14 protein-coding genes and 2 pseudogenes are annotated in these 15,108 nt (G+C 74.8%); 11 read left to right on the plus strand and 5 right to left on the minus strand.

Annotated elements, in window-relative coordinates; all coding sequences use genetic code 11:
• Nucleotides 1-18 precede the first annotated feature (18 nt).
• Nucleotides 19-1,308: a PD-(D/E)XK nuclease family protein gene (locus ABD323_RS12220; protein ID WP_344441403.1), complete on the plus strand. Its 1,290-nt coding sequence runs from the start codon at nucleotides 19-21 to the stop codon at nucleotides 1,306-1,308.
• 4 nt (nucleotides 1,309-1,312) lie between these two features.
• Here the strand turns inward: ABD323_RS12220 and ABD323_RS12225 are convergent, their stop codons facing one another.
• The 4 genes from ABD323_RS12225 to ABD323_RS12240 form a co-directional block, all read right to left on the minus strand.
• A complete protein-coding gene (locus ABD323_RS12225; protein WP_344441404.1) occupies nucleotides 1,313-2,329 on the minus strand; it encodes an isopenicillin N synthase family dioxygenase in 1,017 nt (338 codons plus the stop codon).
• A gap of 639 nt (nucleotides 2,330-2,968) precedes the next feature.
• A complete protein-coding gene (trxA, locus tag ABD323_RS12230) occupies nucleotides 2,969-3,337 on the minus strand; it encodes a thioredoxin (RefSeq protein WP_344441405.1) in 369 nt (122 codons plus the stop codon).
• 28 nt (nucleotides 3,338-3,365) lie between these two features.
• Nucleotides 3,366-4,814 carry a dihydrolipoyl dehydrogenase family protein gene (locus tag ABD323_RS12235; RefSeq protein WP_344441406.1) on the minus strand — a complete coding sequence of 483 codons (1,449 nt, stop codon included), beginning with the start codon at nucleotides 4,812-4,814 and terminating at the stop codon, nucleotides 3,366-3,368.
• Nucleotides 4,815-4,921: 107 nt separating this feature from the next.
• Complete coding sequence (locus tag ABD323_RS12240) at nucleotides 4,922-5,932, minus strand: NADP-dependent oxidoreductase (protein WP_344441407.1); 1,011 nt, start codon at nucleotides 5,930-5,932, stop codon at nucleotides 4,922-4,924.
• A 585-nt stretch (nucleotides 5,933-6,517) separates the two neighbouring features.
• On the opposite strand from ABD323_RS12240, the pseudogene ABD323_RS12245 reads away from it, so the two are divergent.
• Both ABD323_RS12245 and ABD323_RS12250 read left to right on the plus strand, forming a co-directional pair.
• Nucleotides 6,518-6,958, plus strand: a pseudogene (locus tag ABD323_RS12245) (S1 family peptidase); the annotation flags it as partial.
• A 201-nt stretch (nucleotides 6,959-7,159) separates the two neighbouring features.
• Nucleotides 7,160-7,885: pseudogene (locus ABD323_RS12250) on the plus strand (Ig domain-containing protein); the annotation flags it as partial.
• A 57-nt stretch (nucleotides 7,886-7,942) separates the two neighbouring features.
• Here ABD323_RS12250 and ABD323_RS12255 read toward each other — a convergent pair.
• A complete protein-coding gene (locus ABD323_RS12255) occupies nucleotides 7,943-8,854 on the minus strand; it encodes a lysylphosphatidylglycerol synthase transmembrane domain-containing protein (protein ID WP_344441408.1) in 912 nt (303 codons plus the stop codon).
• 308 nt (nucleotides 8,855-9,162) lie between these two features.
• Here ABD323_RS12255 and ABD323_RS12260 point away from each other — a divergent pair, with 308 nt between their 5' ends.
• The 8 genes from ABD323_RS12260 to ABD323_RS12295 all read left to right on the plus strand — a co-directional run.
• Entirely contained in the window at nucleotides 9,163-9,993 is an 831-nt protein-coding gene (locus ABD323_RS12260; protein WP_344441409.1) for a class I SAM-dependent methyltransferase, read from the plus strand.
• 137 nt (nucleotides 9,994-10,130) lie between these two features.
• Nucleotides 10,131-10,790, plus strand: a complete 660-nt coding sequence (locus tag ABD323_RS12265; RefSeq protein ID WP_344441410.1) for a hypothetical protein — start codon at nucleotides 10,131-10,133, stop codon at nucleotides 10,788-10,790.
• Nucleotides 10,791-10,892: 102 nt separating this feature from the next.
• Nucleotides 10,893-11,780: a DsbA family protein gene (locus tag ABD323_RS12270; RefSeq protein ID WP_344441411.1), complete on the plus strand. Its 888-nt coding sequence runs from the start codon at nucleotides 10,893-10,895 to the stop codon at nucleotides 11,778-11,780.
• A complete protein-coding gene (locus ABD323_RS12275) occupies nucleotides 11,777-12,436 on the plus strand; it encodes a vitamin K epoxide reductase family protein (protein ID WP_344441412.1) in 660 nt (219 codons plus the stop codon). The genes ABD323_RS12270 and ABD323_RS12275 overlap by 4 nt, the downstream gene beginning before the upstream one ends.
• A gap of 83 nt (nucleotides 12,437-12,519) precedes the next feature.
• On the plus strand, nucleotides 12,520-13,248 hold the full coding sequence (locus ABD323_RS12280) for a DUF4232 domain-containing protein (protein WP_344441413.1): 729 nt from the start codon (nucleotides 12,520-12,522) through the stop codon (nucleotides 13,246-13,248).
• 123 nt (nucleotides 13,249-13,371) lie between these two features.
• Nucleotides 13,372-14,019, plus strand: coding sequence for a COG4315 family predicted lipoprotein (locus ABD323_RS12285; RefSeq protein ID WP_344441414.1), 648 nt, complete (start codon nucleotides 13,372-13,374; stop codon nucleotides 14,017-14,019).
• 39 nt (nucleotides 14,020-14,058) lie between these two features.
• A complete protein-coding gene (locus ABD323_RS12290; RefSeq protein ID WP_425555967.1) occupies nucleotides 14,059-14,616 on the plus strand; it encodes a sigma-70 family RNA polymerase sigma factor in 558 nt (185 codons plus the stop codon).
• Nucleotides 14,613-15,108, plus strand: a 496-nt coding sequence (locus tag ABD323_RS12295) for a zf-HC2 domain-containing protein (RefSeq protein ID WP_344441416.1), incomplete at its 3' end; no start/stop codon positions are given. The genes ABD323_RS12290 and ABD323_RS12295, both read left to right, overlap by 4 nt.

The raw sequence follows: 15,108 nt of genomic DNA on the forward strand, positions 1-15,108 counted from the left end.
GGAGCGGAGGGGAGCCGGATGGGCACGGACTGGACGGCGGCCGGCGCGGCGGTCGACCGGCTGAAGGACGCGGGCCGCTGGGACCCGCCGGCCGGGACCGCGATGGAGATCCTGGGGCTCAGCGGCCTCGAACTGCCGCACGGCCGGATGGTGGAGTGGCTGCTCGACCCGGGCGGGTCGCACGGGCTGGGCCCGCGGATGCTGACCGCGCTGCTGCTGCGCGCGGGCCGCCCCGAGATGGTGGCCGCGCTGCGCCCGGACCGGGTGTACCTGCGCCGGGAGGTCACGCTGCCGGCCGGTCCCGACCAGGTGGAGCGGCGGGCGGACCTCGTGGTGTGGGTGGCCGGCCGGCCGGTCGTCATCGAGATGAAGGTGTACTCCAAGGAGCACCGGGACCAGACCAGGGACCTGGTGGCCCACTTCCGCGCCCAGCACCGCGCCCCCGTCTTCGTCTACCTCACCCTCGACGGGTCCCACGCCCAGCACGGCGCCTTCCGTTCGATGCGCCTGCGGGACGTGGCCGTCGACCTGCGCGACGCCCTGCGATCGGTGCCCCAGCCGACGCCGGTGGCCGAGCAGGTGGGCCGGCGCACCGCGACCGACTACCTGGAGACACTCGAAAGGCTCACCCGGATGGATGCCACCTCGCACGCCGCCGCCGGCTTCTGGCTGCGGCACGGTCACGACCGGGCCTTCGTGGAGGCGAAGGCGGCCGCCTGGGCGCTGCTGCGGGCGCTGCCCGCCCGCACGGCCGAGCTGCTCGCCGCGGACGGCGAACCCGCTGCGGACTGCGAACCCGCTACGGCCGGCGACCCCGCTACGGCCGGCGACCCCGCTGCGGTCGGCGACCCTGCCGGCGTCGGCGCCCCCGCCGCGGCCGGCTGTGACCCCGCCGACGACCTGGTGGTCAGCACCCGGCTGGACCAGGTGGCCGGCAGGTACCAGCTGCGCGACGAGCGGATCGTGCTGCTGAGCCGGCGGAGCTGGCTGGACGCGGACGGCCGGCCCGCGGCCGGGGTGGGCCTGGCCGACCGCGAGCGCCGCACCGCGGACGACGACGGCTGGACCCGGCACAACATGCCGTTCTACGGGATCTGGCACCCCGCCGCCCCGCAGCACCAGCTGCTCCCCAAGCCCCGTGAGAAATGGGGGAGTTGGGGCGGAAACTGGGACTACCTGCCGCTCGACCTCGACGCCCCGGACCAGGAGCCGGCCGCCGTCTACCCGGCCCGCGCCGCCGCCCTGATCCGGGAGCTGTGGCAGGCCCACGGCTCCCGGCTGGACGAACTCGTCCGGACGGGAGCCTGAGTGCTCAGCGGGCCGCGTGGTGGCGCTTGGCCACCTCGGGGTGGGCGCGCAGGTAGCCCTTGAGCTCGTTGCGGCCGAACTCGGCGAAGAGCGGGTTGGCCGGGTCGGCCGTGGCGCCCGGCGCGTGGTGCGCGTGCGGGAAGTCCAGCGGCTCGATGTGCGCGTCCAGGCGGGGGTTGTAGAAGAACGGCGCGGAGTAGCGCTCGCGGCCGCCGGGCGGGCTCACCACGCGGTGGTTGGTGGCCTTCAGGTAGCCGTCGGTGGCCACCTCCAGCAGCTCGCCCAGGTTCACCACGAACGAGCCGGGCAGCGAGGGCACGTCCAGGAAGCTGCCGTCGGACCGTTCGACCTGAAGGCCGGGCACGGTGTCGGTGAGCAGCAGGGTCAGGAAGCCGTAGTCCTTGTGCGCGCCGACGCCCTGGCCGCCGCCGTCGGGGGAGGTGCCGGGGTAGCGGACCAGCTTGAGGCGCAGGTGGGGGTGCCCGGCGAAGGCCTGGTCGTAGAAGTCGGGCCGGGCGCCGATGGCCGTCAGCAGCTCGTGCAGCAGGCGGGCGCCGACGCCGCTGAGCCGGTCGATCCAGTGCAGCGAGGCCTCGCGCAGCTGCGGCAGGCCCTGGGGCCACTGGTTGGGCCCCTCCAGCCACCAGTAGTCCGGCTCGCCCGGGCCCGGGCGGTGCACCGGGCGCTCGGCGCCGATGTCGAGCTGGTCGCGCCAGTCGCTGCGGCCGGCGGTCAGCTCGTGGCCGATCCGGGTGTAGCCGCGGAAGTGCGGGGAGTTGAGGTTGCTGATCGCCAGCCGCTCGGCCTCCGGGAGGGCGAAGAAGGCGTGCATGGCGTCGGTCAGCGCGGTGGTCTCCCGCTCGGTGACGCCGTGGCCGATCAGGTGGAAGAAGCCGACCTCGGTGGCGGCCCGGTGCAGGTCCGCGTGGAACGCGGCCCGCTGCTCGGGCGTGCCGTCCGCCGCGGAGAGGTCGATCACGGGGAGGCCGTCGAGCCGGGAGGACAGGTGCTGCTGCGCCATATGCGACATAGGGGTGACATCCGCTGTATTCGGCCCGGCACGCTCCGGCGGTGGCCGGGGGCGGGACCGGGAAGCGCGGCTCTGATGGCGTCGCGCCCCGGTGCCGGGGTCCTGAAAAGGGTGAGGGAGCTCGGGGTCAGCGGGAGCGGCGACAGGACATGCTCGTGACGCGGAGCAGGTCCACGTGGCGACGGCTGACGAGAATTATCACGTCCACCAGGTTAGACGAGGTGGGGTGGGGAGCGGCTTGTGACCTGCATAACTCGCTATTGTCCGGGCGGGCCCGGCAGGGCGTCGATGCGCAGATCGGCCAGTCGGAGGGGGGTACGGGCGCCGGCGTCGCGGTGGGCGGTGACGATCACCGCGCGCCGCCCGGTGCCGGTGGCGCCGTGTGCGACCGACCAGGCGTTCGGTCGGTCCGGGGTCGGCGCCGCGGCCCGTCCCCGGGACGGACGGCGGCCGCCCGGTCGGCGGCGCGCAGGGGCCCGCAGGCCGCTCGGCGGCGCCGTGGGGGTGGGTTCTGCCCCGTGAGGGCGTGCCGATCCTGGCCGAAAAAGCCGTTGACCCACACCCGTACCCCGACCCCACAGCTGCCCCGACCACCCTCGACCACACCGTCGGCCGCGCCCCCGACCGGCGTCAGGTCGCGGACTTCTCCGCCGCGACCTTGGCCCGCACCGCGTCCATGTCCAGGCCCTTGGCCTGCTGGATGAGGTCCTCCAGGGCGGCCGGCGGCAGCGCGCCCGGCGCGGCGAAGACCAGCACGTTCTCGCGGATGATCGCCAGCGTCGGGATGGAGGTGATCTCGAAGGCGGCGGCGAGCTCCTGCTGGGCCTCGGTGTCCACCTTGCCGAAGACCAGGTCGGGGTGGTTCTCGGCGGCCTTGTCGTAGACCGGGGCGAAGCTGCGGCACGGACCGCACCAGGACGCCCAGAAGTCGATCAGCACGAAGGAGTCCTGGTTGACGACCTCGTCGAAGTTGTCCTTGGTGAGTTCCACGGTAGTCATGCTGGCGTCAACCGCCCCTCCTGTCCGGCTATTCCGCCGGTGCCGAGTCCCGGTAGGCCTCCAGCAGGCGCAGCCAGATCTCACTGACCGTCGGGTACGCGGGCACCGCGTGCCACAGCCGCGCCAGCGGCACCTCGCCGACCACCGCGACGGTCGCCGCGTGCAGCAGCTCGCCCACCGCGGGGCCCACGAAGGTGGCGCCGACCAGGTGGCCGCGGTCCTCGTCCACCACGATGCGGGCCCGGCCGCGGTAGTCGTCCGCCTGGAGCGAGGCGCCCGCGATCGAGCCGAGCTCGTAGTCGACCACCCGCACCCGCCGGCCCGCCCGGCGGGCCCCCTCGGCGGTCAGGCCCACCGAGGCCGCCTCCGGCTCGGTGAAGACCACCTGCGGCGCGCCCGCGGTGTCGGCGGTGGCCGCGTGCGGGCCCCAGGCGGCGGTCTCCAGCGGCCGGCCCTGGGCCAGCGCGGTGATCGCGGCGCCGGCGATCCGGCCCTGGTACTTGCCCTGGTGGGTGAGCAGGGCGCGGTGGTTGACGTCGCCGACCGCGAAGAGCCAGCCGCCGTCGACGCCGCGCACCGCGCAGCTGTCGTCCACCGCGAGCCAGTCGCCGTCGGTGAGCCCGACGCTCGCCAGGCCCAGCGCCTCGGTGCGCGGCGCCCGGCCGGTGGCGTACAGCACCTCCTCGGCGGTCAGCTCGCCGCCGTCCGCCAGGGAGACGGCGACCACGCCGTCGGCGCGGCGCAGCCCGGTCACCGAGGCGCCGAACCGCACGTCCACGCCGGCCGCGCTCAGCCCGGCGGCCACCAGCTCGCCGGCGAACGGCTCCATCCGCGGCAGCAGCCCGGCCCCGCGCACCAGCAGGGTGACCCGTGAGCCCAGTGCCTGCCAGGCGGCGGCCATCTCCACCCCGACCACGCCGCCGCCGACCACCACCAGGCGCGCGGGCACGGTGGGGGAGCTGGTCGCCTCCCGGCTGGTCCACGGCCGGGCCTCCGCCAGGCCCGGCACCCCGCTCGGCAGGACGGCCCGGGTCCCCGTGCAGAGGGCGACGGCGTGCCGGGCGGTCAGCCGTCGCTCGCCGCCGTCCGGGGTGCGCACCAGCACCTGGCGCGGCCCCTCCAGGCGGCCCTCGCCGCGCACCAGCACCGCGCCGATCGACTCCAGCCAGGAGACCTGGCCGTCGTCCTTCCAGTGCGAGGCGAAGGAGTCCCGGCGGGCCAGTACGGCCGCGGCGTCGAGCGGGCCGCGCACCGCCTCCCGCGAGCCGGCCACCGCCCGGGCGCCGGCCAGCGCGGCGGCCGGGCGCAGCAGCGCCTTGCTCGGCATGCAGGCCCAGTACGAGCACTCGCCGCCGACCAGTTCGCTCTCGACCACGGCGGTGCTCAGCCCGGCGGCCCGGGTGCGGTCGGCGACGTTCTCGCCGGTGGGGCCGCCGCCCAGGACCACCACGTCGTACTGCTCGGGCTCGGTGCTCATCCAGGTACTCCCCATGCGCGTGGGACGGTTGATCTGCCGTCAGCCATCCTGCGCCATCGACCGGGCCGGGGCGAACACGGCACGCACCGGCCCGGTGGGCGGCGCCCTCAGGTCAGTTCGAGGACGAGCTTGCCGGTGTTCTCTCCCCGGAAGAGCATCTGCAGGGTCTGCGGGAAGTCGTCCAGGGTGCCGCGGACCACGTGCTCCAGGACCTTGATCCGGCCGGTGGCGATCCACTGGCCGATCTCCCGGGCGGCCTCGGCGAAGCGCGGCGCGTGGTCGAACACCACGAAGCCCTCCATCCTGGCGCGGCGCACCAGCAGCGAGAGGTAGTTCGCGGGGCCCTGGACGCCGGTGGTGCTGTTGTACTGGCTGATGGCGCCGCAGACCACCACCCGGGCGCGCATCGCCAGGCAGGCCAGCGCGGCGTCCAGGATCTCGCCGCCGACGTTGTCGAAGTAGACGTCGATGCCGTCCGGCGCGTGGGTGCGCAGGGCCTTCTTCACGTTCTCGGCGCGGTAGTCGATCGCGGCGTCGAAGCCGAGTTCGCCGGTCAGCAGGGCGCACTTCTCGGGGCCGCCGGCGATGCCGACCACCCGGCAGCCCCGGGCCTTGGCGATCTGGCCCACCATGGTGCCCACCGCGCCCGCGGCCCCGGAGACCACCACCGTCTCGCCCTCCTGGAGCGCGCCGACCTCCAGCAGGCCGAAGTAGGCGGTCATGCCCGGCATCCCGAGCGCGCCCAGGTAGGTCGAGGGCGAGGCGGCGGAGGCGTCGATGCGCAGCGTGCCGCGGCCGTCGCAGACCACGTGCTCCTGGACCCCGAAGGTGCCGGCGACCAGGTCGCCGACGGCGAAGTCGGGGTGGTTGGACTCGGTGACCTCGATGATCGAGCCGGCCCGCATCACCTCGCCCAGAGCGACCGGCGGCAGGTAGGAGGGGCGGTCGTCGAGCCAGCCGCGCATCGCCGGGTCCAGCGAGATGAAGCGGGTGCGCCCGGCGAACTGGCCCGCGGCGGGCGCGGCGGCCGGCTCGGTGACGTGGGCCCAGTCCTCGGGGCGGACCTCGCCCACGGGACGGCGGGCGAGGCGGATCTGGCGGTTCTGTGCGGACAACATGGCGTCTCCCGGTGGCTGGGCCGCGGCTGGGCTGCTGGCTGCTCTGCCGGGCTGCTTCGCACGGCGGGGCGATTCTAAGCAAGCGCTTAGTCATTGCGCCAGGCCGGGTCGCGGGCGGACGGGACGGCGGACGGGACGGCGGCCCGCTCGAGGGGCCGGTCGCCGGCCCGGTCGCAGGGCGGTCGGAGGCCAGGTCGGAGGCCCGGTCGGAGGGCGGGTGGAGGGTGGACGGCCCGGTCGGGAGTCCGAGTGCGGGCTGGGAGTCCGGGGAGCGGGCTGGGAGTGCGGTCAAGGGCCAACCACGAATTCGGTCAGAACAGTTGACGGTCTTGAAGTGCCCATGGCAGCTTCGTGCGGTTCGGGTGTGCGCAACCGTTCGTACGCCCGGCATCCCCCACAAGGAGAGCCATGTTCAAGGGACTTGCCGCCGTGATCGGCACGGCCGCGGTCGTCGCCGGCACGCTGACGGCCGCCGCCGCCCCCGCCCAAGCCGTCCAGGCGGGCGATCTGACCTCCACCATCGCGCTGAGCAACTGCTCGGCGTCCCTGGTGCGTTACCCCACGTCGGTCGACACCGACCGGGCGATGATGCTCACCAACGGGCACTGCCTGCCGACCATGCCCAGCGCCGGCCAGGTGATCCAGAACGTCAGCGCCAGCCGCAGCGGCACCCTGCTCAACGCCGCCGGGACCGCGCTCGGCACCGTGCAGGCGGACAAGGTGCTGTACGCGACCATGACCGGCACCGACGTCACGCTCTACGAACTGACCGACACCTTCTCCTCGATCAGCAGCAAGTACGGCGCCACGGCCCTGACGATCAGTGACACCCACCCGGTCGACGGCTCCTCGATGTACATACCCTCGTCGTACTGGAAGCAGGTGTGGAACTGCTCGGTCAACGGGTTCGTCAACACCCTGCGCGAGGACCAGTGGACCTGGCACGACTCGCTGCGCTACAGCACCGGGTGCAACACCACGCACGGCACCTCCGGTTCGCCGATCGTCGACGCCACCAGCCGCAGGATCGTCGGCATCAACAACACCGGCAACGACAACGGTGAGATGTGCACCCTCGACAACCCGTGCGAGGTGGCCGCCGACGGCACCACCACGGTCACCCAGGGCCAGAGCTACGGTGAGGAGACCTACTGGTTCACCACCTGCCTGGGCGCCGGCCGTGCCATCGACCTCACCGTCAGCGGCTGCCTGCTGACCAAGCCGGCCGGCAGCGCCGTCTCGGTGACCAACCCGGGCAGCCAGAGCACCGCCGTCGGTGGCAGCGCCGGCCTGCAGATCAGCGCCACCGGCGGGACCGCGCCGCTCGGCTACGCCGCCACCGGCCTGCCCGCCGGGCTGTCCATCGCGGCCGGCACCGGCAGGATCAGCGGCACCGCCACCACCGCGGGCAGCTACACCGTCACCGTGACCGTCACGGACGCCGCGGGTCACACCGCCTCGGTCACCTTCACCTGGACCGTCACCGGTGGCGGCGGCAGCTGCACCCCGGCGCAGCTGCTCGGCAACGCCGGCTTCGAGACCGGCACCGCCGCGCCGTGGACCGCCTCCAGCGGCGTGGTGGACAACAGCTCCTCGCAGGCGGCGCACGGCGGTTCCTGGAAGGCCTGGCTGGACGGTTACGGCTCGACCCACACCGACACCCTCGCGCAGAGCGTCAGCATCCCGGCCGGCTGCCGGGCGACCCTGACCTACTGGCTGCACGTCGACACCGCCGAGACCGGCTCGACGGCCTACGACAAGCTGGTCCTGACGGCCAACGGCACCACGGTCGCCAGCTACTCGAACGTGGACGCGGCCACCGGCTACACGCAGCGGACGGTCGACCTGTCCTCCTACGCGGGCCAGAGCGTGACGCTGAAGTTCACCGGCACCGAGGACTCCTCGCTGCAGACGAGCTTCGTCCTGGACGACACCTCGCTGCAGACCAGCTGACCCGGGGCGGGCCGAGGCGCTCCCGGGTCCCCGCGACCGGGCCTTGGGGACCGGGCCTCAGAGCGCCTCGGCCCGCTGCAGCCAGCTCAGTGCCGCCCAGCCGGGCAGCACCGGCAGCACCAGGGTGATCAGTCGGAAGAGCATCACGGCGGCCAGCGCGTTGCTGTTGCCCAGACCGGTGGTGCTGCCCAGCACGGCCGCGGTCGCCGCCTCCACCCCGCCCACCCCGCTCGGGGTGGGCACCAGGGTGCCGACCGCGCTGCCGACCAGGAAGGCCACCGCGACCGCGGAGAAGCGCGCGTCGCCGCCGGTCGCCCGCACGCAGCAGTAGAGGCAACTGGTGAGCATCATCGAGACCATGAACTGCCCCAGCGCCCCGAGCGCCGGGCCGCCCGGGTGGTGCAGCAGGTCCCGCAGCCGGGCCACCGACCCCTCCAGCAGCGGCCGCAGCCGGGTCACCAGCCGGTCGCGCACGGCCGGGACGGCCAGCACCAGCAGGGCGAGCACGGCCACCAGGGCGACGCAGCCCAGCGCGATTTCGGTGCTGTGCGCGCCCTGCGCGGTGTTCGGCCGGCGCACGCCGGATAGCCAGACGAAGAAGGCCAGCTGCAGCAGGTGCAGCACCAGGCCCACCAGCTGTCCGGCGCCGATGCTGGAGACCGCCCGCCCCGGCGCGATGCCGCTGCGCTGCAGCAGCCGGGTGTTGAGCGCGGCGCCGCCGAGGTTGCCGGGTATCACCAGCCGCACGAAGGAGCCGGCCAGCTGGGCCAGCGCGGTGCGGGCGAAACCGATCCGCTCCGGCACGAAGCCCAGCACGCCGACCGTCGCGACCGGGTAACTGGCCACCATGGCGAGCAGCGCGAGTCCGATCCACCCCCGGTCGGAGCTGCGCACCAGCTGCACGGGGTCGGTGCCCGAGCCGCTGCCCTGGTAGTAGAGCAGGCCGACCACGAGCACGCCGGCCCCCACCGTGATCAACGTGCGCGGCCGCGGTCGCCGCAGTCCCCGTGCTCCGCGCGCCGGGCGCCGCCGCGGTAGTCCCATCCCCGTTTCCACCGCTGCATGCTCCCACACGGCCCCAGCGGCCCACCTGCCGTTGCCGCGGCCGCGGTCCGCCGCGCGCGGGCGCCGGCCACGGCGCGGGTCCGGGGGGCGAACGCGGGGCGAACACCCGGCCGCCGGGCGGCGACGGCCGGCCGTACCGGGGGGCGAAGGGGAGGGAAAGGCGGGGGAAAATCCGTTCGCGCGGGGGCCGGGTGATGGCGATGATGGGCGACATGTCACAGAACCAGAGCGCCGGAGCACCGCAGCGGGGCGCCTCCCGCGACTTCGAGGAGCTGGTGGGCGAGGGCGAGGCCGTCCCGGTGGACGGCTGGGACTTCTCCTGGCTGGCGGGCCGGGCCAGCGAGCACCGCCCGTCCTGGGGCTACCAGCGGCTGCTGGCCGGGCGGCTGGCCGGAGCCTCGGCGGCGCTCGACCTGCAGACCGGCGGGGGCGAGGTGCTGGCCGGCGAGCTGGCGACCGCGGCCGCGACGCCGCCGGTGCTCGCCGCCACCGAGTCCTGGCCGCCGAACCTCGCCAGGGCCACCGCGCTGCTGCACCCGCTGGGCGCGGTCGTCGTCGCGGACCCCGACGAGCCGCCGCTCCCGTTCGCCGACGCCGCCTTCGACCTGGTGACCAGCCGCCACCCCGCGACGGTGTGGTGGGCGGAGATCAGCCGGGTGCTGCGGCCCGGCGGCACCTACTTCGCGCAGCACGTCGGGCACGCCAGCGTCTTCGAGCTGGTCGAGTACTTCCTGGGCCCGCAGCCGCCCGGGGTCCGCCGCGGGCGGCACTTCGAGGACGAGAGCGCGCAGGCCCGGGCGGCCGGGCTGGAGGTGGTGGACCTGCGGTTCGAGCGGCTGCGCACCGAGTTCCGTGACATCGGCGCGGTGGTGTACTTCCTGCGCAAGGTGATCTGGATGGTGCCGGGCTTCACCGTCGAGCGGTACCGCGACCGGCTGCGCGAGCTGCACCTGATGATCGAGCGCGAGGGGCCGTTCGTCGCCCACGCCAGCCGCTTCCTGATCGAGGCCCGCAAACCCGTCGAACCGGCCCCGGCGCCCTGAGCGCCCGGATCGCCCCGATTGAGGCGGCCTGACCCGGCCGGGCGGCCCGCGCTGTGATCCGGCTCGCTCGCCGGGTGTGGTATCCGGGCCGTCCGCGCCCTCGTGCCCGGCTTCACCCACATGGCATACTCCGGACCGTGACCACCTGTCGTACGACCCGGACCCTGCGCGCGGCCGTGTTCGCCGCGCTCGCGGTTCCGCTGTCCGCGGCCGGTCACGTGGTGGTCACCGGAAAGCCGCTGCCGCTCACCGTGGTGGCGCTGGCCGCCGTGGCGGTCTTCGCGCTGGCGGCGCTGCTGGCCGGCGCCGAGCGCGGCTTCGCGCGGATCGCGGCCCTGCTGCTGCCGGTCGAGCTGCTGCTCAACACCACCTTCAACCTCGGCCAGGACGCCTGTGCGCCGGCGCCGGGCCAGGCCCACAGCGGCACCGGCCACGGGCTGGACCTGATGGTCTGCGGCGGCGGCTCGGTCGGCTCCGGCGGCGGGGCGCTCTCGCTCGCGCCGATGGTGCTGGAGTGCGTCCTGCTGGCCGTGCACGTGGTCGTCACGCTGCTCGCCGCCCTGTGGCTGCGCCTGGCCGACGCCTCGCTCAGCCGGCTGCCGGAGCTCGCCGGCGCGCTGGCCCAGCTGGCCACCGGCGTGCTGCGCGCGCTGCTGCCGCTCGTCCCGCTGCCGGCCCGCCCGGCCCTGGGCGCACCGTTGCCCGAGCCCCGCCCGGAGCACGCGCCCGCCGAGGACCTCCCGCTCGCACCCTCCCGCCGCCGCGGTCCGCCGGCGTCGTTCGCGCTCGCCTGCTGAGTCCGTCCCCCGCACCGCGGGGGCGGCCCGCGGTGCGCGCCGCCGACGCCCCCCGAGGCTTGCCGGTCAAGCCCTCACCCCGCGGACAGGACGGATCTTTCGATGAGCACGCAGCAGAACAAGGCCAGGCAGACCAGCGGCAACCCCGCCACCGCCGAACTGAGCCACGAGGAGCGCAACGCCGCCCGGCGCGAGCGGCTGGCGCAGGCCCGGCTGCGCGAGGAGCAGGCCGGGCGGACCCGGCGCCGGATCGTGATCGGCGTCTCGGCGGTCGCGGCGCTGGGGCTGGTGGGCGGCCTGGCGCTGGCGATCGGCACCGGCACCGGAGGCGCGAGCAGCAGCGGCAGCGCCGGTGGCGACAGCGCCAGGTCGGCCGGCTCCGCGCCCGCCGCCGCGGTGGTCACCCCGGCGCACGCGAGTGGCGCCGACGGCACCGTGGTGGTCTACGGCAAGCCGGACTCCGCGCACACCCTGGCCGTCTACGAGGACTTCCGCTGCCCGATCTGCGAGAAGTTCGAGACCGCGAACGGCAGCACCGTCCAGGCGCTCGCCGACGACGGCACCTACAAGATCGAGTACCACCTGGCCGCCTTCCTGGACGACAACCTCGGCGGCAAGGGCTCGATCACCGCGCTGGCGGCCGCCCGCGCGGCGCTGAACCAGAGCGTGGACGACTTCAAGAAGTTCCACGACGTGCTCTACGCGAACCAGCCCGACGAGCGGACCGACGGCTTCGGCGACGTCAACAGGATCCTCGACCTGGCCGGCCAGGTGCCCGGCCTGAAGACCGACGCGTTCACCACCGCCGTCACCAAGGGCACCTACCTGCCGTGGGCCCAGAAGGTGGCCGGCGCCTTCACCAAGAGCGGCGTGACCGGCACCCCGACCATGAAGCTCGACGGCAAGCAGCTGAACCTCTTCGCCGGCTCCGGCCCGGTCAGCGCCGACCAGTTCACCGCGATGGTCAAGCAGGGGGTGGGGGCGCAGTGACCGCCGCCGTCGCCCGGCCGGCCGACGGCGACCGCGACCGGGACCCCGTCCCCGCCGGGCAGCCGGCCGGCGCCGGCCGGCGCGGCCTGATCTGGCTGCTGGCGGTGGCCGGGGCGCTGGGCCTGGCCGCCTCGTCCGTGCTGACCTTCGACAAGCTGCGGCTGCTGGCCAACCCGGACTACGTGCCCAGCTGCAACATCAACCCGATCATCAGCTGCGGCTCGGTGATGCGCACCGAGCAGGCCGCGCTCCTCGGGTTCCCCAACTCGCTGCTGGGGCTGGTCGGGTTCACGGTGGTGCTGGCGACCGCGCTGGGCCTGGCGGCGGGGGCCCGCTACCACCGCTGGTACTGGCTGGGGCTGCAGGCGGGGAGCCTGCTGGGCGTGGTGCTGGTGCACTGGCTGATCGGCCAGTCGCTGTACACGATCGGCGCGCTCTGCCCGTACTGCATGGTGGTCTGGGCCTCGACCATCGCGCTGTTCTGGTACACCACGCTGCACAACCTGCGCACCGGGGTGATCCCGGTGGGCGATCGACTGCGGCCGGTGGTCCGGGAGTTGAACCGCTACCACTGGGCGGTCCCGGTGCTCTGGTACGCGGTGATCGCGCTGCTGGTGCTCAACCGGTTCTGGTACTACTGGCAGACGCTGCTCTGACCGGTGGCGGGTGGCGCGGGTAGCGCGGGCCGGGCGGGGCATACGGCGGGTAGCGGGATCCGGTCCCGCGAAGGAGGATCCCGATGCCCGCCGCCCCGCGCACCCGTCGCCTTCCGTTCGCCGTCCCCGTCGCGGCCCTGGGCCTCACCGCCCTGGCGGTGACGGGCTGTTCCTCCGCGGCGGGGCCGCACGTGGTGAGCGGCGGTCCGGCCACGCCGGCGCCGGCCACCGCGGCACCGTCGGCCACGCCGGCCTCGCCGGTCCCGTCCGCCGGCGCCTCCACCACCACTGCGCCGTCCGCGGCTGCCTCCGCCCCGGCCACCACCTCCGCGCCCGTCACCGCGCCCGCCACCGGTGCACCGGGTACCCCGAGCGCATCGGCGTCCGCCGCCGGGCCGAGCGCCTGCAGCAGCGGCCGGCTCGGCGCGGCGCTGACCGACCCCGGAGTGGGCGCGGGGCAGTACTACGCGACGCTGGTGCTGACCAACACCTCGGACCGCGCCTGCACGCTGTCGGGCTACCCGGGCGTCTCGTACGTGGCGGCGGCCGGCGTGCAGTCCGGCAACGCGGCCCAGCGCACCGGCGACCCGTACACCGCGGTCACCCTCAAGCCGCACGGCACCGCCCGGGCCACCCTGCACGACAGCAACGGCATCGGCGGCTACGACCCCGCGCAGTGCCAACTCACCGCCGCACAGGGCCTGCGGGTCTATCCGCCGGGCGAGACGCACGCGCTCTTCGTGCCCTGGCGGAGCGAGCACTGCGCCGGCCCGACCGTCCACGCCCTGACCATCGGGCCGCTCACCTCGTGAGCCGGCTCGCGGTGCGCTCGCGACCGGGTTGAACGCTCGGGGCGGCGGCTGCGTACTCCCGGGCGGAGCGGCACCGGGTCGCTCCGGCAGGACCTCACCGTTCGGGATGGGGGCAACACCGTCATGTCCGCATATCGTCGCGCCGGGATGCTGGCGGCCTCGGCGGCCGCCGTGCTGGCGTTCGTCGCCGGCTGCGGTTCGAGCGGGTCGTCGGCCGGCGGGTCGCCGGCCGCGAGCACCGCTCCCGCGCCGTCCACCACCGCTCCCGCCACCACGCCGCCGTCCTCCTCGGCGGCGGCGCTGAAGGTGGCCACCAGCGGCACGCTCGGCCAGATCGTCACCGACAGCAGCGGGCACACGCTGTACCGCTTCGACCACGACTCGGCGAGCCCGCCGACCTCCAGCTGCACCGGCTCCTGCGCGGCCACCTGGCAGGCGGCCCCCGCGCCCGGCGGCCAGCCCACCGCGACCGGCGTCTCCGGCCAGGTCGGCACGCTCACCCGGTCCGACGGGACCCGGCAGCTGACCCTGAACGGCTGGCCGCTGTACCGCTTCAGCGGCGACGGAGCACCCGGTGACACCAAGGGCCAGGGCGTGGCCGGCATCTGGTGGGCCGTCACGCCGAGCGGCGCGCGGGCCGGCTCCGGCGGTGCGGCGAGCTCGCCCGGCAGCCCGACCATGCCGAGCAGTCCGGCCACGCCGACCATGCCGAGCACCCCCGCGCCGTCCTCGCCCGGGACCTCCTCCGGTGGCGGCGGCTACAACTACTGACGGTTGTCGGGCGATCGCACTTGCGAACAGGAGGTACCGGTGCGCCAGGATGGGCTCGTGACCGATGAACGCCGGGCCGGACGTGCGGCCGCCGCGGACGAGGATCTGATGCGGGCTCTCTACCGGGAGCACGCGGGCCCCCTGCTGGGGTTCGTGATGCACCTGGTGGGGGGCGACCGCCAGCGGGCCGAGGACGTCGTGCAGGAGACCCTGGTACGGGCCTGGCGGCACGCGGACCGGCTGGACGTGGCGGCCGGCTCGGTCCGCCCGTGGCTGGTGACGGTGGCGCGGCGGATCGTCATCGACAACCACCGGCGCACCGCCGCCCGCCCGCCGGAGACCGACGCGGCCCCCCTGGAGCTGCTCCCGGCCGAGGACGAACTCGACCGGGCGCTGCGGATGATGGCCATCACGGACGCCCTGGGAGCGCTGACCACCGCGCACCGCGAGGTGATCGTGGAGACGTACCTGAAGGGCCGCACGGTCGGGGAGGCGGCAGCGGAGCTCGGCATTCCGGCCGGTACCGTGAAGTCGCGGGTCTTCTACGCACTGCGGTCGCTGAGGCTGGCCCTGGAAGAAAGAGGAGTGACGTCGTGACAGCGCCCCGGGTCCCGCAGGACCCCCAGGACTGGCAGGACCGGCATCTCGACGCCGGCGCCTACGTCCTCGGCGTGCTCGACGAGGCGGACCGGGTGGCCTTCGAGGCGCACCTGGCCGACTGCCCGCGCTGTGCCGCCGAGCTGGACGAACTGGCCGGCGTGGCCGGGATGCTGGGGGAGCTGTCGAAGGTCGAGCCGCTCGCCACCGCACCGGTGGGCCCCAGCCCCCGGCTGCTGGAGGGCCTGCTGGACGAGGTCGTCGCGATCCGCCGGCGCGGCCGCCGGCGGCGGCTGTGGCTGGTGGCCGCCGCGGCGGTGCTGGTGGTCGGCGGCCCGGCGGCGACGGTCGCGGTGCTGGACTCCGGGCCGGCCGCGTCCAAGGCGCCCGCGGCGGCCGCCTCGGACACGCCCTGGCCGGACGCGCCCGCGGGGTGGAACAGCACGTCGGAGCCCTGGCTGATCATCGACTTGGACTTGACGTTGGGCTTGG

It is taken from the genome of Kitasatospora nipponensis (assembly GCF_039528135.1).
Lineage (GTDB): Bacteria > Actinomycetota > Actinomycetes > Streptomycetales > Streptomycetaceae > Kitasatospora > Kitasatospora nipponensis.

What these genes read in the sequence shown, in the direction of transcription:
- trxA (WP_344441405.1), bottom strand. Translation starts at nt 3,337, where the DNA reads ATGACTACCGTGGAACTCACCAAGGACAACTTCGACGAGGTCGTCAAC.
- ABD323_RS12240 (WP_344441407.1), bottom strand. Translation starts at nt 5,932, where the DNA reads ATGTTGTCCGCACAGAACCGCCAGATCCGCCTCGCCCGCCGTCCCGTG.
- ABD323_RS12260 (WP_344441409.1), top strand. Translation starts at nt 9,163, where the DNA reads ATGTCACAGAACCAGAGCGCCGGAGCACCGCAGCGGGGCGCCTCCCGC.
- ABD323_RS12270 (WP_344441411.1), top strand. Translation starts at nt 10,893, where the DNA reads ATGAGCACGCAGCAGAACAAGGCCAGGCAGACCAGCGGCAACCCCGCC.
- ABD323_RS12220 (WP_344441403.1), top strand. Translation starts at nt 19, where the DNA reads ATGGGCACGGACTGGACGGCGGCCGGCGCGGCGGTCGACCGGCTGAAG.
- ABD323_RS12280 (WP_344441413.1), top strand. Translation starts at nt 12,520, where the DNA reads ATGCCCGCCGCCCCGCGCACCCGTCGCCTTCCGTTCGCCGTCCCCGTC.
- ABD323_RS12285 (WP_344441414.1), top strand. Translation starts at nt 13,372, where the DNA reads ATGTCCGCATATCGTCGCGCCGGGATGCTGGCGGCCTCGGCGGCCGCC.
- ABD323_RS12235 (WP_344441406.1), bottom strand. Translation starts at nt 4,814, where the DNA reads ATGAGCACCGAGCCCGAGCAGTACGACGTGGTGGTCCTGGGCGGCGGC.
- ABD323_RS12225 (WP_344441404.1), bottom strand. Translation starts at nt 2,329, where the DNA reads ATGGCGCAGCAGCACCTGTCCTCCCGGCTCGACGGCCTCCCCGTGATC.